Genomic DNA, 23,834 nt, shown 5'->3' on the forward strand with positions numbered 1-23,834 from the left:
GCAATGAGATTACCGCATTTTTGTTCTTCATCATTGTTTATTGGCATCTAAGGCAATAACTCTTCTATATCCTTCTTAATCGTTCCATTTCCCGGATAGCCGATATATTTGTTCTTTAATTCGCCTTCCGTGTCGAAAATGAGATAAGCAGGTATGCCGTCTAAATCGTATTGCTCGGAAAGATATTGCTTTTCCTCCTTTGTCAGATAATAATGCTCGCCACCTATTCCTTCGAGCATGCTTTCCCATTTATCCCGTGGAGAAGAGGCATTTGTTATATATACAAATACTACATCCTTACCTTTCATTTTGGCTTTAAGCCTTCTCGACTCCTTCATCGCATTGAGGCAAGGACCGCACCACGTAGCCCAAAAGTCTACCACAACGACTTTGCCGCGATATTTGGAGATGATGGTTTCCATTAATTTGTTTTCGGATACCGATGGCGTCTGGTGAATAACAAAAGGCGTTTTGCCGACAGATAATTCTTCAATTTCTTGGTTTTTTCTTAGGATGTTGTCCTCAAAAGCGTTGCCTTTGAAGTATGCCTTGATATTTTCCTTTTGCTTTTCGGATAGAGGCGTAAGTGTATTTTTGAATTGCACCGCATAAGAGCGGGCAGCCAATAAGTCATAAAACAGGCCATTGTCAAAACCAACTAAAGGTGCTAAAGTCTTTTTTGTATCGGCCAGCCAGCTTTCGATAGGTGTATCTTTTATCGGTGGAATATTGAGTGTTTTATCAGCCAGTATTAGCTCCAAAAGCGTAGGGAAAGTTGTTGCATATAAATTTTGTGGGTTGTTTAAGTTAAACTCTTTAAGGAAGATATAATAGGATATATCGGGTCTTGCGGGTACAAAGCTCGGCGTCTCATCCTTTTTACTCACTACCTCCACTTCTGTTTCGCCACAATACGAAACAGGATACTTAGGCGTGCTATCACTTTCGCTGGTTATATCATACAATTCCGATATCACTCCTGTGAAGTTGAAAAACTGTGAAGCGAAATGTAATTTAAAGTCATTCAGGAGGTTATTTCTCCCGGCTTCTGATATGGTTGTGTCATTCTTTGCTGGAAGCAATCGCTGACCCAAATCATGCCTCATGGCATACGGGATGTATTCTAACGGATTGTTTATAAACCGGTTTACGCTGTCTCTGTTTACATCTTTAAATTTTAGCTCAGGTCCGAGAAAATCCATTTTGGCAAATAAATCACCCCAAATGTCGAGTTCGTTTGTTACGAAATTATTGCCACTGATGACAGCCATCTTTCCTTTACCTTCGTTGTCCCGGGTAAATTCTAATTTCGTTTCCTGATTAGCCTCAAAACTGAATAAATAGGATTCGTCGAATCCTCTCAAATGCAAAAAGCCAATACAAGGGGTGGTTTCGATTGGTAGGTCTATTGAGAAAGTGCCATCTTCTGCCAGTTTTATCGGAAGCCTTTCGAAGTCGGATGTAACAGGTTGTACGAGTCCGATTTCCATTTCAGCATCTTTTCCTGCTTCATAGTTTATCAATTTGCCTGATATTCGGGCATTACCTGATGTTATCTGAGGTTCAGGGAATTGGTCTTTATTGGATGACGAACAGGATGCTAAGAGGAATACGATAAATAGCAGGGCTGACAGATTTCTCATGATTATTTAGGTTTAGGTTTAACACAAATATACAAATATTTTCTGTGCTTTCTGTTCGAAACCTAATCTAATAAATGGGATCAGTCGATTTTCAACTTTGTTATTAGCTGATATTTTTCCTTTATGCGTTCTCTTTTCTCTTCATCCAGAGAATCGAGATACCTTTTCCAGCCCGGGCAGAAATTAATGTGCCAACGCCAAAACCGTCCAATAAACGACTTGGGATTCTGATCATATTTCTTCCGTATAACACAATTGTCACAGTTGTGGTTCATCATAAGTGCCGCCCTTCCTTTTTCTTTCTTTGTGTAGCACGACCGGGAATCGAACCCGGATCTAAAGTTTAGGAAACTTCTATTCTATCCATTGAACTATCGCGCCATCCGGTTTGCATATCCAAACCATCTGCAAAAGTAAACTATTTTCCGACACAAGGCAAATTTTTATTTCGGGCAACTTCAGAAAAATAAAATGTGTTAATCTTATCCAATTTGGCAAATAAGAAAGCTTTGTAACAGTACAAAAGTGAGCAAAAAAGATTATATTTGCTGAAATTTAACAAAACCATATTCCAAAAAGAGAATGATTCAGATAGGAGATGCTATAGTTGCATTGGATATCATAGAAGAAAACTTTCTGTGCGATTTGTCGGCCTGTAAAGGAGAATGCTGTGTCGAAGGAGATTCGGGGGCACCCCTCGAAGACGGTGAAGTAGCCGAAATAGAAAAAGCCCTGCCACATATTTGGGACGATCTTTCGCCCGAAGCCCGTGAACTAATCGAACGACAAGGTGTTGCATATAAAGACCATGACGGAGATATGGTGACCTCCATTGTGGAAGGCGAGAATTGTGTGTTCACCTATTACGACGGCGAGGGCATCTGCAAATGTGCGTTGGAGAAAGCCTATAAAGAAGGCAAAATCGACTTTTATAAGCCTGTCTCCTGCCATCTCTACCCAATCCGCTTGCAGGCGTATAAGGATTTTACGGCGGTCAACTACCACCGTTGGCGGGTTTGCAAAGCTGCTGTAGAATTGGGGAACCTGAAAGGATTGAAAATATACCAGTTCCTCAAAGAGCCGCTTATCCGTCGTTTCGGCAAAGAATGGTATGACGAACTTTGCTTTGTTGCCGAAGAATATAACAAACAAAAAGAACAATAATATGACTATGGCTCATCCACTCGCTCAATTCAAGTTTTGCCCGAAATGCGGCTCGAACAGATTTGTCGAAAACAACTTCAAATCGAATCGTTGCGAGGATTGTGGATTTGTCTATTATTTCAATTCATGTGCTTCGACTATCGCGCTGATTATAAACGAGCAGAATGAGTTGCTCGTTGCCACGCGTGCACACGAGCCGGCCAAAGGGACATACGATCTTCCGGGAGGTTTTGTGGATATGTACGAAAGTGGCGAAGAAGCCGTTATAAGAGAAGTAAAAGAGGAAACAAATCTGGATGTACGCGATGTCCGTTATTTATTTTCGCTGACGAACATCTATAATTATTCGGGCTTTGACGTCCATACGCTCGACTTGGTCTATCGCTGCGATGTAGGGGCTTATGATGCACTGAAAGCCGAAGACGATGTGGCCCGGTTGGAATTTAAGGAAATAGCCCAACTCAACCCCGACGATTTCGGGTTGTTCTCGGTCAAAGAAGTGATAAAGAGAATTAAAGAAACGTTTTAGGCAATTATCTGGAACGGCTAATTATAATAAAACCAATAACTAAGACATGAGAAAGCTGCTTATTGTACTGGCATGTATTTGTACCGCACAAATAGCTTATGCCCAGAGGTCTGTGTATGATACTCATCCCCAACGCTTATACAATCAGGGGCGCGAGATGTTTCTCAACAACAACTATTCGGGCACGGTGAATACCTTGCGCGAATTTGTCGATCACTCTAAAGATACCCAGCTCAACGAGGAAGCCGAATTTATGATTCTGGCGTCGGACTATTACATGGGTACTCCCGGCATCGGGAATAAGCTGAAAGGGTATATGGAACAATACCCGGGCACCATCCACCGCAGCCAGTTGAGCCTGTATATCGGTTCTATCCATTTTCAGGAAAAAGATTGGGACAAAACGCTCTATTGGTTGTCTCAGGCCGACCTCGACCACCTCAATGTCGCCGAGCAGGAAGACTATACCTATCGCATGGCATACTCGTCGTTGCAGATAGGAAAATATAAAGAGAAAGCCAAACAGATGTTCGGCATGTTGGAGCGCAACAGCGACAAATACCGCGAGCCGGCATCTTACTACTATGCTTATCTCGATTTTCAGGATGGGAACTACAAAGAAGCGGCTGCCGTTTTCCGCAAATTGCAGTCGAAACCCGAATATAAGGAAAATGCCTCTTTCTATCTGATACAATCGTCTTTTCTCGATGGCAACATAGACGAAACCATCTCGACGGGAAAAGCGTATGTCTCGGAATATCCGAAGAGCGACAACGCTCCCGAAGTATACCGCCTCTTGGGTAACTGCTACTACAAACGCGGCGATTTGGTCAACTCGGTACTGAATTACGAACGTTTCCTGCAATCGGGCAACGAAGTTTTCCGCGAAGATATGTATCAGCTGGCCGATGCTTACTATCAGAACAATACTTATCAGCAGGCAATAGGAGCATTGAAAATGGTCGCTTCCAACGACGACTTGCTGGGGCAGGCCGGATATATGCTGCTCGGGCAATGTTACCTGAAAACGGGTAGTGATGCTAATGCGCTGATGGCTTTCGATGCTGCATCGCACGCTACGTTTAACCGCTCGATAAGCGAAGATGCCCTTTACAACTATGTGTTGTTGGTGAGCAAAGGCTCGGTTTCGGCATTCGACGAATCCATCGATGCTTTCCAGCGCTTCCTGAACGAATATCCTAATTCGAAATACAGCGGCGAAATCAACAACCTGCTGGCAAATACATTGTTGTCGACTAAGAACTATGCAGCAGCACTGAATGCTATTGCCCGCATCAAGTCGCCAAACCAAAAAATATTGGAAGCCAAACAGATGATTCTTACCCAACAGGGTATTCAGGAATATATCAACAACGATTACACCAAAGCGCTGAACGATTTCAATGCCGCCATCGCTATGGGGACATATAACAAAGAAGCTTCGGACGAAGCGTATTTCTGGCGGGGCGAAATCTATTACAATCAAGGAGATTACAGCGCTGCCGTCCGCGACTATTCGTCCTACATTTCTACGGCCTCTACTTCGCAGCAGAATTATGCTTTAGCTCTTTACAATCTGGGTTATTGTTACTTCCAGCAGAAGAATTATACTCAGGCAGCGACATTCTTCAAACGCTATACTTCTTCCGAAAAGAATAAGAATACAAAGACATATGCCGACGCATTGAACCGCATCGGGGATACATACTTGCACAACCGCAACTATCGCGAAGCCGAAGCCTATTATACACAGGCTGTAGGCGCCAATCCGGGTTCGGGCGACTATGCCGAATTCCAGAAAGCATTGGTTAAAGGTTTGCAGCGCGACCATCGCGGCAAGATTACTATCCTGAACGATATGATGGCTAAATATCCGGATTCGCAGTATTACGATAGTGCGTTGATGGAGAAAAGTAAGGCTTACGTTGCCCTCAATAACGAAAGCGATGCTATTCCGGTACTCGAAAAGCTGTTGCGCGAATATCCGCGTTCGGCTATTGCTCCGCAGGCAGGCGTATTGTTGGGGCAGCTTTACTTTAATACTGATAATCCGCAGAAATCGATTGCTGCCTACAAGCAGGTTATTTCTACTTATCCGAATACCGAAGAAGCCCGCATTTCCATTAAGAGTCTGGAAGGGGTTTACAAAGAAGTGAACGATATCAGCGGGTATGCCAACTATATGAACTCGTTGGGAGGAAATTATAAAGTTTCTGCTTCCCGTCAGGATTCATTGACTTATCTGGCAGCCGAAGCGCTTTACCTGAAAGGGCAGACTACACAGGCCAAGTCGGCATTGGGTAAATACCTGCAAGCTTATCCTAACGGAGGATATAGCGGCGAAGCCAACTACAATCTCGGGCTGATGGCCTTTGAGGCGAAAGACCACCAAACGGCATTGCCTTATTTCCGCGAAGCGATAAAAGCCAATAACCCGAAATACATGGATGATGCACTGATTTATGCTTCGGGCATCGAGTTCGACAACAAGGATTACGATGCAGCTTACAGTACGTACGAACACCTTAGCCAAGCCGGAACGACAGCCGACAATCGCGGTATCGGGCAGTTGGGTATGTTGCGTTGTGCTTACCTCACCAACAAAGACCAAGAGGTTATCGATGCTGCCGACAAAGTATTGGCAAACAGCAAGCTCTCTGCTTCTATCACCAACGAAGCCCGTTTCTATCGCGGCCGTTCGCTGAACAGGGTAGGGCGCTTCGATGAGGCTATCAAAGATTTGACGGAGGTAGGTGAAGATACGCGTAACGCTTTCGGGGCGGAATCGCAATACATCCTCGCACAGATATACTATGACAGAGGCATGTACGATACGGCCGAAAAACAGGTAACCGGCTTTATGCAGAAAGGAACGCCCCACCAATATTGGATGGCTCGTTCGTTGATTGTCCTTGCCGATTCGTATGCTGCTAAGGGCGATTATTTCCAGGCGCGCCAGTATCTCGAAAGCTTGAATACAAACTATAAAGGTGGCGAAGCCGATATCAGGCAGATGGTTGAAGAACGTATGACTAACCTCGAAAACAAATAAGGATTATGAAAGCAATATATAAAATCTCCATTATAATAGGTCTGGCCGTAACAGCCCTTTCGGCGAATGCGCAACAAACGTCGCGCGATACGGTTTTGCATCGTCAGGTAACTGTTCAGCGCGACTATAACCCGACCATTCAGGATGCTTCCAAGATAAATACTACTCCCGCTGTTTACGAGCCGGTAGTGTCGGCTAAGAACCTGAATTTTCAGTTTGGGGCACCCCGCCTGAATATCAATAATATGCATCTCGGCGAATCGAAATCGGGCGATGTGAAGTCTGATATAGAGTTCGACAAACGCAGAGGTTATTTCAACTTCGGCTTCGGGATGTATGCCAACATAGATGCTTCGGCGGGCTATCGAGTAGTGAATGCGGAGAATGACAAGCTGAACGTTTACGGTTCGTTCAATGCTACTTCGGGTAAAATCAATTACCTCAAAAAAGGATTTGACCGCAAGAAGGAAAAAGCCAAAGATACCGAGTTTAAGATAGCGTTGGATTATCAGCACAAATTCGAGCCGTCTACGCTGGATATTAAAGCTTCTTACCTGAACGATTCGTATAACTACTACGGTAATCCGTTTATCGATCCGTCGTTTGTCGGTACATTGCCCGATGTCAGCAAAAAACAAGGTTTCTCTACCTTCGGATTCGGTGTAGGGTTGAAGTCAAACGACGGCAACAATATCATCCGCTATGATGGTACTATCGGCTACGATTATTTCAAGAATAAATATGGCCCGACCATCAATGACGACGGGCTGAAAGGCGGCGTAATCCATTTCGACGGAGATGTCAATGCCGATTTGGATGGCGACAAGGTTGTCGGAATCAAAGCCCGCATTATGCATCAGTCTATCAGCGATGCCACATCGGCTATCCCTGTCTTTGCCGACGAATCGAAACATTCGTTGCTGAACCTGTATGCTGCCCCTTATATCGCTTTCGAAGGAATGAACTGGAATGCAAGTCTGGGAGTGAAAGTCGGAAGCGTATTCGATGAAAAGAACAGCTTTGTTGTTGCGCCGGACATCTACGCCTCGGTGAAGTTAGGTGACTGGAATACGGTCTATGCCAGCATCACGGGAGGTGTGAACGAGAATACTGTAATGCAGATGTTCCGTGAAAACAAATTCGTCAATCCGCTGAACAGGGTAGGCTATTCCAAAACTTTGTACGATTTGAATGCCGGATTCAAACTGGGCGCTTTCGAAGGTGTCGAGTTCGAAGCCTTTGCTGGATATAAACAAGTAAACAGAGATCATTTGTTTACTACCAATGATTATCAATCTTCTGCCGGTGCTTATAGCTGGGGCAACCTGAGCAACGTGGTATATGCAGACGTTTCTACCGGCAAATTCGGTATTTTGGGTAAAACGACGCTTATCCCGTATACTAACCTTTGGGCACGCCTGACAGGATATTCTTATACCGTGAAGTACAAAGGCGGAAACTTAACCAGTACGGAGACGATGAATTACCCTACTTCGAAAAAAGCATGGGGACGCCCGACTTTCACAATGGAACTGAATGCCGATGTTGTGGATGCTATTATCCCTGACCTGACTATCTCGGCCAATTATCTGTTGGCAGGTGGACGCAAGGCCTATTGGAATGGCGGTGTTGTATCGATGAAAGCAATCAACGAATTGAACTTCCGCGGCGAATACCGTGTCTTAGACTGGGTGTCGGTGAATGTGCACTTCAATAATGTCTTGAATCAGCGGTACGAGCAGTATTACGGCTATGCTTTGCAAGGATTTAATGCGATGGGAGGAGTGAGCCTGAAGTTTTAGAGGCTCGTTAACATACTCATCCATAGCTTCTTTTTAGACTTTTTGAAAAATGTTCGTTAAAATTATTCTGTTTTCATACTAATTTATACAAAAAATATGTTTACTTTGCCTAAGTTTTAACGTTGAAAGTTAAATGCGTTTTTTGTATAATTAATTAATAATTCAAAATTTTTACAAACATGAAAAAAGTTTTATTTGGTCTAGCAATAGCAACAGCTGCTTTGCTTTCTAGCTGTGGTGGTGTTCAGTCTCCAATCGGTGGTGCTCTTTACACAGATGTAACTTCAGGTCATTCAGTAACAAGCAACACTTTAGGTTCTAAAGTTGGTCGTGCTACTGCTAAAGGATACCTTGGTTTGATCGCTACAGGTGATGCAAGCATCGAAACTGCTGCTAAATCTGCAGGTATCAGAAAAGTTACTCACGTAGACCAATACGCTAACTCTATTCTTGGTATCATCAACACTTACGAAATTGTTGTTTACGGAGAATAATCATTAGCAATAATGATAAAGAAAAGAAACCCATTGCGGGTTTCTTTTTTTATTTCCTATATTTGCCTTAACTTATAATACAGAGAATTATGGTAAAGAAAACTTTTTTGATGATTGCCGCTTTCATGCTGCTTGCAGCCGCTTCGTTGCAGGCGCAGGATGTGAAAGGGAAATATATATTGCGTTCTGTTGAGGGCGGTTCTATCGTGTTCATATATCCGCAGGAAGGGTATAAAAGCAAGGAGATGGCGAGCAAGCTCGTTTACGATCTCACCTATTCTTCGGTGACGGATAGCGTAGCGGTCAATTTCACATACACCAATAAGGTGCAAACTCCGGCTCCGCTCGATTCTATCGTATTTGTGACCTCTTCGGCCCGTTATGCGGCTCCGGCATCAATGCTGTATATAGAGCCTAAGAAAAGTGACAAATGGGAGAACAGGGCGTCTGCCAATTTCCCGGGCGATGATATAAAAGCGATTACGGCCGAACAAAATCCGGCACAAATTATACTTTATATTCAGGGTAAAGAATATCTGTTCGAGATTCCCGAAAAAGTTTGGCGGAAGAATACCGGAATAATCAATAAGGTATTCGATGTAGCTAAATACAATTATTAATTTTTGAAGAAGTCTTGTGTCTGGGTGTACATATCATCCAGATTCTCCTTGAGCGTGACCAATGTCTGATGTTGCTGATGTTCAGGTGGATATTGGTTCATTCTTTTTGTTATTTCTTTCTCTGCCTCGTCCTTTTTGTTCTGATAGAGGTAAATACTGATCTTTGTGATGAAGTATTCACCTTTTTCCCCATCCATAGCCAGTTCGGCGTTGCATTTCTGGATAGCCTTGTCGAAGTAGCTGTTGGCCAATGTTTCGTCATTTTTTAATTTCGCCGAAACGCCGTTGTAGAGAAGGCGGTCTATGCTTTCGGGGTCTTGATTCGTTGTCTTATCCTGCAAAGTGAACGCTTCTTTCTTCTTTCCCAAAGCAGTTAATAGTTGCGATTTGCGGATGGTGCCGAAATATTGTCCCTCCTCCGTGCGGTCTAAAGACAATACCATGTCACTCAACTCCAACGCGTGAAGCATGGAAGCTGTATCCTTATTCGCCTGAAAATCCTTGAATATTGCTGTTATGGAGTCGTTTAGCTTTAGGATTGTTTCGTCGTCGGCCAATTGTCCTGCCGATGCCGGTTTCTTGTCCTGACAACTGAAAAGTAACAGTCCCGATAAGAGTATGAGTGCAGATATGTATTTCATTTTGATATTGTTTTTTTAACCGGAAGCAAAGGTATATATTTTCCTGCTTTTATCTCAATCTTTTGCGCTCAAATACTTTCATCGAGAACAATCGGTATACAATGGTGCTGAGCAGGCATAGTCCCGAAGATACGAGGAATAGGGTTTCGAACGAAAAATGTCCGCTGATATATCCGCCTATCAGCATGCCGAGCGCCAGCCCCAAATCGAATCCGACAAGGTAGGTCGAATTGGCTGTTCCGCGCTGATTGTTGTGTGCCATATTGATATAGAGCGTTTGCAGCGCCGGGAACATCATCCCGAATCCCACGCCGATAAACAATCCCGCCGTACAGAAAGCATAGATATTATGATAGAGGGCGAATACACCGAAAGCGGCCGCAACGATAAGCATGGCGGTGGTGTTGACGAGGTGTATCTTGCCTTTGTCTACCAATTTCCCGGCAAAGATGCGCGATACGATAATGCCGCCTGCCCAGAAAAGGAAAAATATACCTGCATTCGGGATGCTGATTTCTTTTCCGTATTGGGCTACGAAAGGCCCTATTGTACCCCATGCAAAGGTGGGTAGCAGCTGGTTGAGGAAGATAGGCCACCCTTTGACAAGGAAAAAGCGGTCGAGCGAAATTTTCTCGCGTTCTACTTTCGGCCTCTCGGGAGCTCTGATCAGCATAACGGCGATAATGCCTAATATCCCCATCGAAATGGCGCTCCACAGGAGGATTTGGAAGCCGTAGTTGTTGTAGATATGGATAGCGATAAAAGGGCCGATAGCCATTGCCACGTTCATAAATGTGCCGTAAAAGCCTATCCCTTCGGCGCGTCGCTCGGATGGTGTGACGTCGATGGCCAAGGTGCTGGACGAAACAGTGGACAGCCCCCATGTGACGCCGTGCATGAACCGTACAATAATAAAAATAAGTATGGTGGTGGCATAGAAATATCCGAAGAAAATAAGGACGTAGCAGGCGAAAGAGATCAGTAATATTTTCTTTCGCGAAAAGAGGTCGACCATATATCCCGAGAAAGGGCGGACAAACATGAGCGCGATGGCATACGATGCCAGCACAATACCTGTCTGCGATTGCGGCACTCCCATCTGTTCCGTTATGTAAAGCGGGATGGAGGGCATAAGCAGGTTGAACGAGCAGGCCATAAGAAAATTGACCATGCAGACATTGAAGTAGTTGAGCGTCCAGAGTTTAGGCTTGGGCTGTTGTATGTCCATGTTGTATCTTTTGCGAAAAATTGCACAAAAGTAATAAAATGAAATCACCCGGGCTTCTTTTCTTCCTTTTTATTCTTGTCGTTTTTGAGAAGTTTAACAGAGGGCTTTATTTTGCATAAGGCAATTTTCGGTTAATTTTTTAGGCTAAAATTGCTTTTTCGAAGAATTTTGTGTTCCTTTGTGGTGTCACACAAAATGAATATCGTGCAGAAAAACAGGAGGTTTACGGATATTTTGTCAGCTAATATATTGTATTCTAATATGATATATTCTGCACCTTACGTACACACACACACACACACACACGAAATATAATGAATATTTCGGATTAATCCAAGGTTTTAGGAAGTTTTTTAGAAAAAAGAGTCACCTCCCCCCATCCCCCTCCAACAGAGGGGGAGTAAAAATATATACTCTTTTCCTATCTCCTCCCCTTGTGGGGGAGGCAGGGAGGGGGTGCCAAATTGCTTGTGTTAATGTCAGGGGCATGTCCCCTTATTCATCCCGCCTTCTCCGTGAGGAGAAGCGGGATTCTTTTCGGGCAGTTAACAGTCAACAGCAATATTCAGTCAACAGTGAGCAGTCAACAGTCAACAGAATTAATGTAGGGGCGAAAAATCTTTCGCCCGCAAAAATGACATACATACCTGCTCAAGCGGGTATATACGGGGCAATGTTTATTGCCCCCTACAAAGCTATAACGAGCTTCCCCGTAGTCACTTGGGATGGCAAAGTTAGCAGCTATCAGTCAACAGATAACACTCTAATGTTGGCACGCCTTTTAAGGCGTGGATATGATTGTATTTTTCAGGAGATGACTTTAGTCAAAAGATATTTGGCTAAAGCCATTTTTGAACCAACCTTTCGAGACCTCCACTTAAAAGTGGAGGCAATTAAAAAGAATATACATGTATGTGTGCGCCTGCAAATCGATATATCGGGCAAACACACAGGTCTGCCCCTACGCAGTAACGAGACGAGATGCTTCGCTTTCGCTCAGCATGACAATAAAACTAACAGCTATCAGCTAATGGCTTACAAAACTAATGTCTTAATGTGTCAATGTGTTGATGAGCTAATAGAAAAGCACATCTTCACTATCGTACTATCCGGCATTATCACATTAGCATATTACCACATTATTATATTATCTCATTATCATATTAACTAATTATTTTTTATTATGAAATAGAAAATCTTGACACAGGCTATCTTGATATTAGCCTTCTTAACAACAACAATCGCCCTGCAAGCGCAGGTAACTATTGGAAGTAATCAGCCACCGGTTGATGGTGCGTTGTTAGACCTTACGCAAGGGACGACTACCTCCAAAGGATTGGCTATGCCTCGCGTAAAACTCACTGACACGGATAAGCTATTTCCTATGTTTGACGGTATCAGTGGCTCTAACTATACCCAAAGCGGCACCCACTACGACAAAGCGACTGAAGATGCCAATCATACGGGGCTTATCGTGTACCACAGTGATAAATGTACCATGAGCGGCAAAGGTCTGTATGTGTGGACGGGTAGCGAATGGAATAAGATAGGTGACAATACTCCTGCCGGATTGAATTTCAATCAGGACTACTTTGACTTGCCCAGCGGGCACGATGCCCGCCCGCTCACCGCACAAAATCTTAAAATAACATGGAATGGAGGGCTTGTTCCGACATGGGCTTCGGCGGCTTCGGGTGGATTGACTGCTATTGATTTTACGGGGACACCGTTAGCACCAACTACTTTGACGGCTTCTCCTACCGACATGACTTTGCTGCCTGATGCAATGACTATCAACCCGGCTTCGCCGTGGGCAAGCAAGCAAACCGGCCTGATCTTCACTTATACCGAGTGCGGGCAAACGAAGACGATTACCCTCAACCAGACGAATTATGCGTTGAAGGTAAATAATTCTTCACTAACAGTCAGATTATCTATACCACCCCTACCAGCGGAAGCCTCAATGTACAAGGTAATGCTGCATGGACAACAACGATAACAGGTACTCCGGGATTGGCAAACACCAGCCCGACTACAGGCGGAACAGATCTGAAAAACGGTACTAACAGTACGCAAAACGTCCAATATAATGTCGGAACAGGCAATCGTTATGATGTAGCCAATATAACCTTTTCGGATACCGAAACAAACAAACGCTTCGAGGATATAACCGTATCTGTTCTCAACTGTGGCACCACTACCGACAACGACCTCACCATGCTACAATGGGCTGAACGAGCCGGCTTCAGTGCTGCACAATTGACAGCTATACAAGCTCTGCCCAATGGCGGCACTCTTGGAGGTGATGCCACCCCTACCACCCTGCCCAATGGTGTACAGGCACATAAAGACCAGAGCGGCAATATTTTTCTTTCGGGTGACTTTGGCACTGATGCCGGTAGCCTCGACGGACGCAACCGCTGGATGCTCAACAATCTGGCTGCCACCAGCTTTGCTACGGGAGCGAGAACCGGCGTAGACGTCAACGTTTCGGTTAACTTACCAGCTTCGCCGTCTGCTTCGGTCGACAATTACAAGAACCCGTTATGGACATACCCCAACATAAGTGGCAACGGCACCTCCGCCACCCTCTACAATAACAATCCACGACTTGGACGCCTTTACAATTGGGCGGCTGCAACTAACAGCAAAGGAAGTACATTTGATAACGGGGCAAACGACGCAGCCTATGCAAACGGACAAAAACCATATAGCGATGGTGAGATAGCTCCTGCTACCGACCCGCAGACTGCTCGTCGACAAGGTATTTGCCCGAACGGTTGGCATCTGCCGTCCGATTACGAATGGACACAACTGGAGCAGGAAATAAACACCCATACCAGCCAATACGCCGCTATCCCCGATGCGAACGGCACTATCACTGTTGGGCAAGCAGCAAACCGGGGTAGTACTCACGGCCAGGGTATGAAAGATGTTTGCCCGGCACCTACCTCATCAATAGCCTCCAACGGTGCATCAAACATCATCAATGACACCACCATGAGACCGGGCTTTAGCGCTATGTCTGTGGGTCACGCTAGTGGCGGTGTGGTCGGTAATTATGGGGGGTTCGCGAACTTTTGGTCAGCCAGCGGCGTCGGTGCTACTAATGTGTGGCATCGGTACATCAGTTCTGCCAATGCGCAAATGAACAGGATTACAAATGCCCGTTACTCCTTTGAGAGTGTGAGGTGCAAGAAAGACTAATAATCAGTTAGCGGTTATCAAATAAATTATCTATACAGGGAAGTAGTCCGCGAGGACTGTTTCCCTGTGTTCTTTGCTTTGTGACCTCTGTGTAAAAACTTCGTGTCCTCTGTGGTTAAGTAATAAAAAAATGACAAGAAAAAAACACTGTGTCGCGTCAAATATGTCAAGAGTGTCAAGTTTTAACTAAATTTTGATTGATTATCAGCGAAGTAGGTTTTTGACATAACTTGACAACTGTTATTTTTATAAAGCACATGCTGTTTTGTTAAGTTTTTCTTATAGTATCGGTCTGATAACCAATAGGTAATGCTCGAAAAACAGCGTGGCAAAAAAATGATACGTTTGATTACTCTTTTAAGTTGGAGGCGAAACGTATTTCTATATCCTAAGCTACTGGCTGTTAAGCAAGTTTTTAGCTGTATAGCGTATAGTTACGAAAATAATATGTATTTTTGTAGCCGTTTTTCTAACCATTACAAATATGTCTCAGCCAGTAAGAGTACGTTTCGCGCCCAGCCCCACAGGCCCTCTCCACATCGGAGGAGTGCGTACAGCATTATATAACTACCTCTTTGCCAAACAGCATAAAGGAGCTTTTATTCTTCGCATCGAAGATACCGATTCACAGCGTTTCGTTCCCGGAGCCGAAGAGTATATCATCGAAGCCCTTACGTGGCTTGGACTTCAGTTCGACGAAGGTACGCACATCGGCGGGCAATACGGCCCCTATCGCCAGTCCGATCGTAAGGATATCTACCGCCAATACGTAGATATATTGCTGGAGAAAGGCGCTGCCTATATAGCGTTCGACACCCCGCAGGAATTGGATGCAAAGCGCGAATCGACGCCTAACTTCCAATACGATGCCTCTACCCGTGGCGATATGCGTAACTCGCTTACGATGAGCGCCGACGAAGTGCAAAAACTGATAGATGGAGGCACACAATACGTTGTGCGCTTCAGGATAGAACCCAACGAAGACGTTATCGTGAACGATATGATTCGCGGTGAGGTGAAGATAAACTCTTCCGTCCTCGACGACAAGGTGTTATACAAATCGCAGGACAACCTGCCGACATACCACCTGGCCAATATCGTGGACGACCATTTGATGGAGATTACACACGTTATCCGTGGCGAAGAGTGGCTGCCGTCTGCGCCGCTGCACGTCTTGCTTTACCGTGCTTTCGGCTGGGAAGATACTATGCCGTCATTCGCACATCTGCCGCTCCTGTTGAAACCTGACGGAAAAGGCAAATTGAGTAAACGCGACGGCGATCGCTTGGGATTCCCTGTCTTCCCGTTGGAATGGAAAGATCCAAAGACAGGCGAAATCTCTTCAGGCTACCGCGAAAGCGGCTATCTGCCCGAAGCGGTTGTCAACTTCCTCGCCTTGTTAGGCTGGAATCCGGGCAATGATCAGGAAATGCTGTCGATGGACGAGCTTATCCGCCTGTTCTCATTGGAACGCGTAAGCAAAAGCGGTGCGAAGTTCGACTACGAAAAAGGTAAATGGTTCAACCACCAATATATCCAGCAAAAGCCGGACAGCGAATTAGCCGGCCTGTTTGCTCCCATACTGAAAGAGCATGGAATAGAAGCAGACAAAGGCTACATCGAGCAGGTAGTCGGTTTAGTCAAAGAGCGTGTCTCTTTCGTGAAAGAACTGTGGGATCAGGCATCATTTTTCTTTGTTGCTCCTGCGGCATACGATGAAAAGACCGTCAAAAAGCGCTGGAAAGAAGAAACTCCGGCACAATTAGGCGAGTTGATCGACGTATTGAAAGGCATTGGTGACTTCTCGGCTCACCATCAGGAAGAAGTCGTGAAAGGCTGGATAGAAACAAAAGGCTATCACTTGGGTAATATCATGAATGCCTTCCGTCTGGCTCTCGTCGGCGAATCCAAAGGGCCTCACATGTTCGACATCACAGCTGCCATCGGCAAAGAAGAAACTATCCGCAGATTAGAAGCTGCTATTAAGAACATTAAATAAACGGGAATGCTTTTCTATAACATAGGTATATTCCTCTATGCACTGGTTGTCCGCATCATTTCGCCTTTCCACCGGAAGGCACGGAAGATGATAGTAGGGCACAAAGAGACTTATACCATCCTTCGTAAGAAAGTAGATCCCAATGCTCAATATATCTGGTTTCATGCCGCTTCGCTTGGCGAGTTCGAGCAAGGACGCCCGATTATCGAGCAGGTAAAGAAGCAACATCCGGAATATAAAATACTCCTCACGTTCTTCTCCCCATCGGGATATGAGGTGCGCAAGGATTACCCATTAGCCGATGTGGTTTGCTATCTGCCATTCGACAAGAAACGCAATGTGCGCAAGTTCCTCGGATTGGTACAACCGAAGATGGCCGTCTTTATCAAGTACGAGTTCTGGTACAACTTTGTCAGCCAGTTGCACAAGAGAGATATCCCTGTGTATATGGTATCGGCTATCTTCCGTCCTAAGCAGATATTCTTCCGCTGGTATGGCAAGTCTATGCAGAAGCTATTGCACATGTACCACTGTCTGTGCGTACAGGACGAAGCTTCCAAAGACCTGCTGAAAACAATAGATGTAACCAATGTCGAAGTCTGTGGCGATACCCGCTTCGACCGCGTATTGGATATCAGCAAGCAGGCAAAGGATATAGACCTGATAGCCCGCTTCGCCACTAAGGCACAAGCCGATGGACAGAAGATATTGGTTGCCGGAAGCTCGTGGCCGAAAGATGAAGACATCTTTGTCACATACTTCAATGCCACATCTCATCTCAAACTGATCATCGCGCCGCACGAGATACACGAGGCGCACCTGAAATATATCGAAGAGAACCTGCAACGCCCTTTCGTCCGCTATTCCAAGGCTACAGCCGAGGACGTCGAAAAGGTCGATTGTATTATCCTCGATACCATGGGGATGCTCTCATCCGTCTACCGCTATGGGCAGATAGCCTATGTGGGAGGAGGATTCGGAGTAGGCATCCATAACGTACTCGAGGCTGCGGTATATGGAATTCCTGTCCTTTTCGGCCCGAACTTCAAGAAGTTCATTGAGGCAATCGGCCTCATCGAAAGTGGCGGAGGCTACTCGGTCAACGATTACGAGACTTTCCGCGGGCTGATGGACGAACTGATAGAATACCCCGAATCATTGAGTTCGGCAGGTAATCATGCAAGACAATATGTCATAGAACACACAGGGGCGGTAGATAAGGTAGTGAGCCTTCTTCCCCTCTGACCAAAACAACCAATGCGATGAAGATAGGCGATAAAGTACGATTCCTGAATACAACCGGCGGAGGCATTGTCAAAGGCTTTCAGGGACGGGATATTGTCCTTGTAGAAGACGAAGACGGCTTCGACATTCCCGTACTTATCCGCGAATGTGTCATCATCGAGGAAGGAAAAGACAATCAGGTACGCAACCAGCCTCAGCAGGAAGCTGCGATACAGCAAATTGTCCACACCTACCAATCGCAACCCACCAAACAGGAGGAAGCGTACATCCCCGTCGAAACGAAGGAAGGCGAACAACTTACGGTTGCTTTAGCCTATCTCCCTATAGATGCCAAATCGCTCAGTTCGACGAATTTCGAGTGCTATCTGATAAACGACAGCAACTATTACCTGTCGTACAGCTACCTCTCTCATACCGGGCAGGCTTGGATAAGCCGCCAGACAGGTGTGATAGAGCCCAATACCAAAATCTTCGTCGAAGAGTTTGCCCATGATATGCTCAACGATCTGGAGCGTGTTTGCTTGCAATTCTTTGCCTACAAACAGGATAAAGCCTTCGACCTGAAGAATACCTATTCGATAGATTTGCGCATCGACACGGTCAAATTCTATAAGCTACACAGTTTCAAAGACAACGACTACTTCGACGAGGATGCGTTGCTCTATACGCTGGTTCGCAGAGATTTGCCCGAACGCGAATTGAAGGTATCAGCCGAAGATCTTGCCCTTGCCATGCAGGAAAAGAAACAAGCCGACAGACGTCCGCGTATACAACCTTTGCACAAGAAAGAAAAGAGCGCTATCGTCGAGATAGATTTACATATCGATGCTCTGTTAGATACCACAGCCGGATTGTCCAATGCTGATATCCTCGATTACCAGCTTTCCAAATTCAGGGAGGTAATGGACGAGAATCTCAAAAACAAGGGGCAGAAAATCGTCTTCATCCACGGCAAAGGAGACGGTGTATTAAAGAACGCTGTCATAGACGAATTGAAGAAGAAATACAAATCAGCCTATTATCAGGATGCTTCTTTCCGCGAATACGGATACGGGGCAACGATGGTAACTATCAAATAATTGAATTACAAAACTATAAAACAATCAATATGAAAGTATTAAGAAGAATCGCAGCATTCCTGTTTGTTGCAACATTATTAGTCAGCTGCGATGCAGCTCAAAGCCTTTCGGGCGCTTACAATATGGTCAATTGTAAATATTCGTACAACTCTTTGTCGAATGTATCGGTTTCGGGGATGAACCTCTCCAATGGATTGTCTTTGTCGAGCATACCGAAGCTAACTTCAATCCTCACCGGAACGGCAACGTCTATCCCTGTGGATATGACGGTCAACTTGGATGTGAACAATCCCAATGCATCCGAAGCGTTTCTAAACGGTTTGCAATATATCGTTACCATAGACAATCTGCAACTGACGTCGGGCTCTATCAATGAACGCCTGAGTGTTTCTGCTGGCGAAACCAAAACTATGCCTATCAATCTGCAACTGGATATTGCCCAGTATCTGAAAGGCGATTCCAAAGATACAATGGTTAATATCATTAAGAATATTGCAGGAATCGGCACAGAGAAGTCAAATGTTTCGATTCAGATAAAGCCATCTTTTATGATTGGATCTCAACAAGTCGTGTCGCCGATATATATCCCTGTCAACTTCACGGTGGGCAAGTAATTCTATCGTCCGACATCCTAATGATAAAAGGCAGCTCTCTCAGAAAGCTGCCTTTAACATATATAGTCTTTTTTAGCGATTAGTTTCCCCGGCTATAGTTAGGTGCTTCGCTGGTGATAGTCACATCATGCGGATGGCTCTCGGCAACACCGGCATTGGTGATGCGGGTGAACTTGGCATGGTGCAACGCTTTGATGTCTTTCGCTCCGCAATAACCCATTCCGGCACGCAATCCGCCGAGCATCTGATAAACAACTTCGTAGAGCGAACCTTTGTATGGTACGCGGGCAGCGATACCTTCGGGAACGAGTTTTTTGATGTCCGCTTCCATATCCTGGAAGTAGCGGTCTTTCGAGCCTTTCTCCATCGCTTCCAACGAACCCATTCCACGATACGACTTGAACTTACGTCCGTTGAAGATGATTGTTTCGCCCGGAGACTCTTCTACTCCTGCCAGCAACGAACCCATCATCACAGATGCGCCTCCCGCAGCAAGGGCTTTCACTATATCGCCCGAATAGCGCAGTCCGCCGTCGGCAATCAATGGTACACCCGAACCTTCGAGCGCTTTATATACATCATATATCGCCGAAAGTTGAGGAACTCCCACTCCGGCAACAACGCGTGTAGTACAAATAGAACCCGGACCGATTCCCACTTTTACGGCATCCGCTCCGGCATCTGCCAAATATTTGGCTGCATCGCCTGTAGCAATGTTTCCTACCACCACATCGAGGTGCGGATAGGCTTTCTTCACTTCCTTCAATACGCCTACTACACCCTTCGAGTGTCCGTGAGCCGTATCGATAACGATGGCATCTACGCCGGCGTTTACCAATGCTTCCACGCGCTTCAGTGTGTCGTGCGTAACGCCTACTCCGGCGGCTACACGCAAGCGTCCCTGTTCGTCCTTGCAGGCAAGCGGCTTGTCTTTTGCCTTGGTTATATCTTTGTATGTCACCAATCCTACCAGACGGTTATCGGCATCTACCACCGGAAGTTTCTCAATCTTATGCTGTTGCAGGATATCGGCTGCCGATTCGAGGTCGGTCGACTGTTGTGTCGTGATGAGACCGTCTTTTGTCATGACATCGTTAATCAACTTGTCCATCTCGCGCTGGAAGCGGAGGTCGCGGTTAGTCACGATACCTACCAAGCGGTTTTCGGCATCTACTACGGGAATACCGCCGATTTTGAACTCGGCCATCATCGCCAAAGCTTCGCCTACTGTTTTGTCCCGAAGGATGCTTACAGGGTTGGATATCATACCGTTCTGGGCACGCTTCACATATTTTACCTGTTGCGCCTGCTCTTCGATAGACATATTCTTATGGATAACACCGATACCACCTTCGCGGGCAATAGCAATAGCCAATTTAGCTTCGGTGACAGTGTCCATAGCTGCCGAAACAAAAGGGATATTCAGTTTGATGTTGCGTGAGAAACTTGTCGTGAGGTCGACGTTACGTGGAAGAACTTCCGAATAAGCGGGGATTAACAATACATCGTCGAAGGTTAATCCATCCATGCTGATTTTATCTGCAATAAATGACATAGGGTAACTCCTTTTCAAATTTTATTGCGTGCAAATATACATACTTTTTCGGAATTATAATATTAATCTTCCCAACAATATTTTGCCATGCCATCATTTTTTTGTCACCCACCCCCTCCAACCTCCCCCAGTTGGGGGAGGCTACCTGTATAGATAAAGTTTCTTGTAACTCGTAACTTGTAACTGCCCGAAGGGCGAAGTAACTGCAACGCTACGCGTTGCTATTCGTTCTTCTTGCAGCGGAGAGGGAGTAACAAATGACGAAAATATAAGACACGTTCAACATGTTCGTTAGTATATTTGAATTGCCGATAGTACGAAGTAGTAGTATCGCCGCCACTATTAGGCGTCCAAAACATCGTCCAGCTACCATACTCATAGGTACTATTATTTGTATAATAACCTGTAAGCAAAAGATTCATACCCGGACGAGACGAAATGGAGATGGTATTACTGTAGCCATTAGGGACAGTTGCAGAGGTTGGTGCCGAACATGGAGCTTTCATCCCTTTCGCATGTGTTCCACGGGTATTACTGCCTATGGTAATTGTACCGCCAATATCGGCCGTGCCACTATATAAATTGGTGTTAGTAGTAATCTCCTGATCTAACTGCGTCCATTCATACTCACTCGGTAAATGCCATCCATCGGGGCAGATACCTTGTACAGGCGTAGGAGTTGTAGTGATATTCTCTCCATCGTTAATGGTAGCTTGTCCATTTGCACCTCCCTTTCCACCTGTGGCCGCATCCCAGTTATATACCAGCCCCACCCGCGGATTATTATCGAAAAGAGTTTGGCTTGCATTTGGATATCCCCACTGAGCTACATTGTATGTAGTTGCATACGAATATGTAAGCGTCCTACCCTGACTATGCGGCGCCTTTGACGAATAGTTCAATGCTCTCACATTATGCAACATCCACCGCCCGGCATTGCCAAAGTCCCCCGAGAGAAAAAGGTTATCGTCCTGGTCGCGGTGTAGCTGGATGAGGTTGATGGGCTTGATAGCTGACGAGCCCGCATCCGCATTCGTCACGGCTGCTATCTCGTCGTCGGTGAAGCCTGCCCGCCTCGCCCATTCCTCGATACTCGGGTCGTTTCCTGTGACACAATTGACCATCGAAACCGTTACATCCTCAAAGCGTTTCGGTGTTTCAGCATCTTTGAAAGTGACATTCGCATAGTCGTAGCGGTTGCCTGCATTGGTAGTGTAAGGCACATTCGTAGTATTGGTAGTACCGTCTGTCAGCGTTTTGCCTCCTTCGGCTGCAACGGTAAAAGTAGCAGCGCTCTCCATACCCGTAATCTCTGCCTTCCAAGAGGCATTCCCCTGTACATTGAAGTTACCACTGGTAGCAGCTGTATAGGTTATTTGAGCATTGCGTAGCCTGTCTTTTGCTTTCAGGGCAAAGTTAGTCTGGTTGATGGTCACCGTTTTTATCTTTTCCTTGGAGTTGCCATCTTCATCTGTATCGGTGTAGAGGAACGAGAGTTCTGTTTCTTTCGTCTTCCACGGGTTAGCTGCTGTAACATCCGTATCGGTCATCGCATCGGGCAACAAGCTTATCGTTGTCGGGGAGGTCGTCAGTGTCGCAGGCGTCAGCGGATTGCCCGTAAAAGGTACAGCTGTGAAGCCACTGGCTGCCGCTGCGTTATAGGTCGGCGATGCTCCATCCATCCAGTTGATAACCAATTCCTGTGCTGTAAGTGTGCGTGCATCCTTACCACTCGGCAGGTCGAAGCGGCTCTCGCTGAGGTGCAGCTTGGCGAGGGCTTCTTCTGCTCCTTTTGTCCATTTGCTGCCATCCCAGATATACACGCCTTCGGGGAGCAATACACTCGAAGCCGTGTTAAAGACGATCATGCCGGTATGCAGCTTGTCTTCGTCAGCCTTCACGGCATTTTTATAGCCTCCGTTGTCATCACTCTCAAACATCGGAAACAGGTTGTTCAGGTCTGTCAGCTGTACCCTTGGCAGGATAACCCCTTTGGTAGAGGATATTTCGTTATTCGTCTGTTTCAGGTCGAGCAGTGCGCCTTTGTTGGGCTTCTCGCCGCTGCCGATAGTTACCTGCGCATGGCCTGTCATCGTTGCCGACAGCAGCATCAGCAATAGCATGTGTGTAAATAAGATTCTTTTCATGTCGGTTTGGTTTTATTTAAGCTTTTCCGCTCTTTCGTCCATCAGAAAGTGCAGCAAAAGCAGTGTTAGTAAAATATAATTCGTTGATCGGCCGGTACCATTCTCCGGCAGGCACTTGCATAAGCCGCGGTAGTCGATACCATTTATCCCCCATCCAGACGTATACGTCCACAAAGAAAGGGAAGTCACTGTTCGTATTGAAGACTATCAGCCCGGTATGCAGCTTGTCTTCATCCGCTTTTACGGCATCTATGTATCCTTCATTGCCATCGGATTCGAACATCGGAAAGAGGTTGTTCAGGTCGGTGAGCTTTACCCTTGGCAGGATAAACCCTTTGGTCGATGAATCGTCGGCATTTGTCTCTTTCAGGTCGAGCAGCGCCCCCTTGTTGGGGCGTTCGCCGCTGCCGATAGTCGCTTGCGCATTCACTACGCACATGTTGCCTGCAAATGTCAAGGCTATAATTAGTATAGCCGTCTTGAAATGGTTGAGGTTTTTGCTCTTTGTTTTAGTTCTTCTCATCGTTCTCATTTTTTTTTGATTTCGTTTTGATGCCCCGTAAGGCAAGGTGAATAAATGGTGTTTGTTTGAGCCCCACCAAACCTCCCCGTGGGGGAGGCTTAGGAGAGCAGCATTATTAATTGACTTGTAAAACAGACTGGAATCTATTTCCCCCTTCGGAGAGTTGGGGGGAGGTAGCATTAAAGGACAGGCCTTCCCCGCACGACCAAAGGAAAGGAAGTTGAACGGACAAAAGGGCGTCGGTACGGGGCAGCCTGTGAGATATATAGAAGTGTGTTTGAAGGTTCGCATT

At 45.7% G+C, this 23,834-nt stretch carries 19 protein-coding genes and 1 tRNA gene; 13 read left to right on the forward strand and 7 right to left on the reverse strand.

The window, feature by feature from the left end; translation table 11 throughout:
• Positions 1-47: 47 nt before the first annotated feature.
• Positions 48-1,643, reverse strand: coding sequence for a TlpA disulfide reductase family protein (locus tag D0T66_RS07565; protein ID WP_163356644.1), 1,596 nt, complete (start codon positions 1,641-1,643; stop codon positions 48-50).
• Positions 1,644-1,952: 309 nt separating this feature from the next.
• Positions 1,953-2,024 (reverse strand) — tRNA-Arg (locus D0T66_RS07570).
• A gap of 201 nt (positions 2,025-2,225) precedes the next feature.
• On the opposite strand from D0T66_RS07570, the gene D0T66_RS07575 reads away from it, so the two are divergent.
• From D0T66_RS07575 to D0T66_RS07600, 6 genes are all read left to right on the forward strand, one after another.
• Positions 2,226-2,807, forward strand: a complete 582-nt coding sequence (locus tag D0T66_RS07575; protein WP_163356645.1) for a DUF3109 family protein — start codon at positions 2,226-2,228, stop codon at positions 2,805-2,807.
• A gap of 7 nt (positions 2,808-2,814) precedes the next feature.
• The gene (locus D0T66_RS07580; RefSeq protein WP_163356646.1) at positions 2,815-3,336 is read left to right on the forward strand and encodes an NUDIX domain-containing protein; all 522 of its coding nucleotides are present in this window, start codon (positions 2,815-2,817) and stop codon (positions 3,334-3,336) included.
• Between the two features lie 46 nt (positions 3,337-3,382).
• Positions 3,383-6,388, forward strand: a complete 3,006-nt coding sequence (locus D0T66_RS07585; RefSeq protein ID WP_163356647.1) for a tetratricopeptide repeat protein — start codon at positions 3,383-3,385, stop codon at positions 6,386-6,388.
• 5 nt (positions 6,389-6,393) lie between these two features.
• Entirely contained in the window at positions 6,394-8,190 is a 1,797-nt protein-coding gene (locus tag D0T66_RS07590; protein ID WP_163356648.1) for a TonB-dependent receptor, read from the forward strand.
• Between the two features lie 179 nt (positions 8,191-8,369).
• Positions 8,370-8,684, forward strand: a complete 315-nt coding sequence (locus tag D0T66_RS07595) for a TRL-like family protein (RefSeq protein WP_163356649.1) — start codon at positions 8,370-8,372, stop codon at positions 8,682-8,684.
• An 89-nt stretch (positions 8,685-8,773) separates the two neighbouring features.
• Positions 8,774-9,304, forward strand: coding sequence for a hypothetical protein (locus D0T66_RS07600; protein WP_163356650.1), 531 nt, complete (start codon positions 8,774-8,776; stop codon positions 9,302-9,304).
• On the opposite strand, the gene D0T66_RS07605 is transcribed toward D0T66_RS07600, so the two are convergent.
• Together D0T66_RS07605 and D0T66_RS07610 are read right to left on the reverse strand one after the other, a co-directional pair.
• A complete protein-coding gene (locus tag D0T66_RS07605; protein WP_163356651.1) occupies positions 9,301-9,945 on the reverse strand; it encodes a hypothetical protein in 645 nt (214 codons plus the stop codon). The two genes, D0T66_RS07600 and D0T66_RS07605, sit on opposite strands and share 4 nt — an antisense overlap.
• 49 nt (positions 9,946-9,994) lie before the next feature.
• Positions 9,995-11,173 carry an MFS transporter gene (locus D0T66_RS07610; protein ID WP_163356652.1) on the reverse strand — a complete coding sequence of 393 codons (1,179 nt, stop codon included), beginning with the start codon at positions 11,171-11,173 and terminating at the stop codon, positions 9,995-9,997.
• A gap of 487 nt (positions 11,174-11,660) precedes the next feature.
• Between D0T66_RS07610 and D0T66_RS07615 the strand changes: the two genes are divergently transcribed.
• The 7 genes from D0T66_RS07615 (at position 11,661) to D0T66_RS07645 (ending at position 19,317) form a co-directional block, all read left to right on the forward strand.
• Positions 11,661-12,344, forward strand: a complete 684-nt coding sequence (locus D0T66_RS07615) for a hypothetical protein (RefSeq protein ID WP_163356653.1) — start codon at positions 11,661-11,663, stop codon at positions 12,342-12,344.
• Between the two features lie 27 nt (positions 12,345-12,371).
• Positions 12,372-13,172: a hypothetical protein gene (locus tag D0T66_RS07620; RefSeq protein ID WP_163356654.1), complete on the forward strand. Its 801-nt coding sequence runs from the start codon at positions 12,372-12,374 to the stop codon at positions 13,170-13,172.
• A gap of 14 nt (positions 13,173-13,186) precedes the next feature.
• Positions 13,187-14,380, forward strand: a complete 1,194-nt coding sequence (locus tag D0T66_RS07625; RefSeq protein WP_163356655.1) for an FISUMP domain-containing protein — start codon at positions 13,187-13,189, stop codon at positions 14,378-14,380.
• 484 nt (positions 14,381-14,864) lie between these two features.
• The gene (gene gltX / locus D0T66_RS07630; protein ID WP_163356656.1) at positions 14,865-16,379 is read left to right on the forward strand and encodes a glutamate--tRNA ligase; all 1,515 of its coding nucleotides are present in this window, start codon (positions 14,865-14,867) and stop codon (positions 16,377-16,379) included.
• Between the two features lie 6 nt (positions 16,380-16,385).
• A complete protein-coding gene (locus D0T66_RS07635; RefSeq protein ID WP_163356657.1) occupies positions 16,386-17,624 on the forward strand; it encodes a 3-deoxy-D-manno-octulosonic acid transferase in 1,239 nt (412 codons plus the stop codon).
• Positions 17,625-17,641: 17 nt separating this feature from the next.
• Positions 17,642-18,703 (forward strand): DUF2027 domain-containing protein, encoded by a 1,062-nt coding sequence (locus D0T66_RS07640; protein ID WP_163356658.1) that lies wholly within the window; start codon positions 17,642-17,644, stop codon positions 18,701-18,703.
• A gap of 29 nt (positions 18,704-18,732) precedes the next feature.
• Entirely contained in the window at positions 18,733-19,317 is a 585-nt protein-coding gene (locus D0T66_RS07645) for an LEA type 2 family protein (protein WP_255489764.1), read from the forward strand.
• 79 nt (positions 19,318-19,396) lie between these two features.
• On the opposite strand, the gene guaB is transcribed toward D0T66_RS07645, so the two are convergent.
• From guaB to D0T66_RS07660, 3 genes are all read right to left on the reverse strand, one after another.
• Positions 19,397-20,872, reverse strand: coding sequence for an IMP dehydrogenase (guaB, locus tag D0T66_RS07650; protein ID WP_163356659.1), 1,476 nt, complete (start codon positions 20,870-20,872; stop codon positions 19,397-19,399).
• A gap of 221 nt (positions 20,873-21,093) precedes the next feature.
• Entirely contained in the window at positions 21,094-23,019 is a 1,926-nt protein-coding gene (locus D0T66_RS07655; RefSeq protein ID WP_163356660.1) for an FISUMP domain-containing protein, read from the reverse strand.
• Between the two features lie 16 nt (positions 23,020-23,035).
• The gene (locus D0T66_RS07660) at positions 23,036-23,542 is read right to left on the reverse strand and encodes a hypothetical protein (protein WP_163356566.1); all 507 of its coding nucleotides are present in this window, start codon (positions 23,540-23,542) and stop codon (positions 23,036-23,038) included.
• Between the last annotated feature and the right edge of the window lie 292 nt (positions 23,543-23,834).

The organism is Dysgonomonas sp. 25, from assembly GCF_010501075.1.
Taxonomy (GTDB): domain Bacteria; phylum Bacteroidota; class Bacteroidia; order Bacteroidales; family Dysgonomonadaceae; genus Dysgonomonas.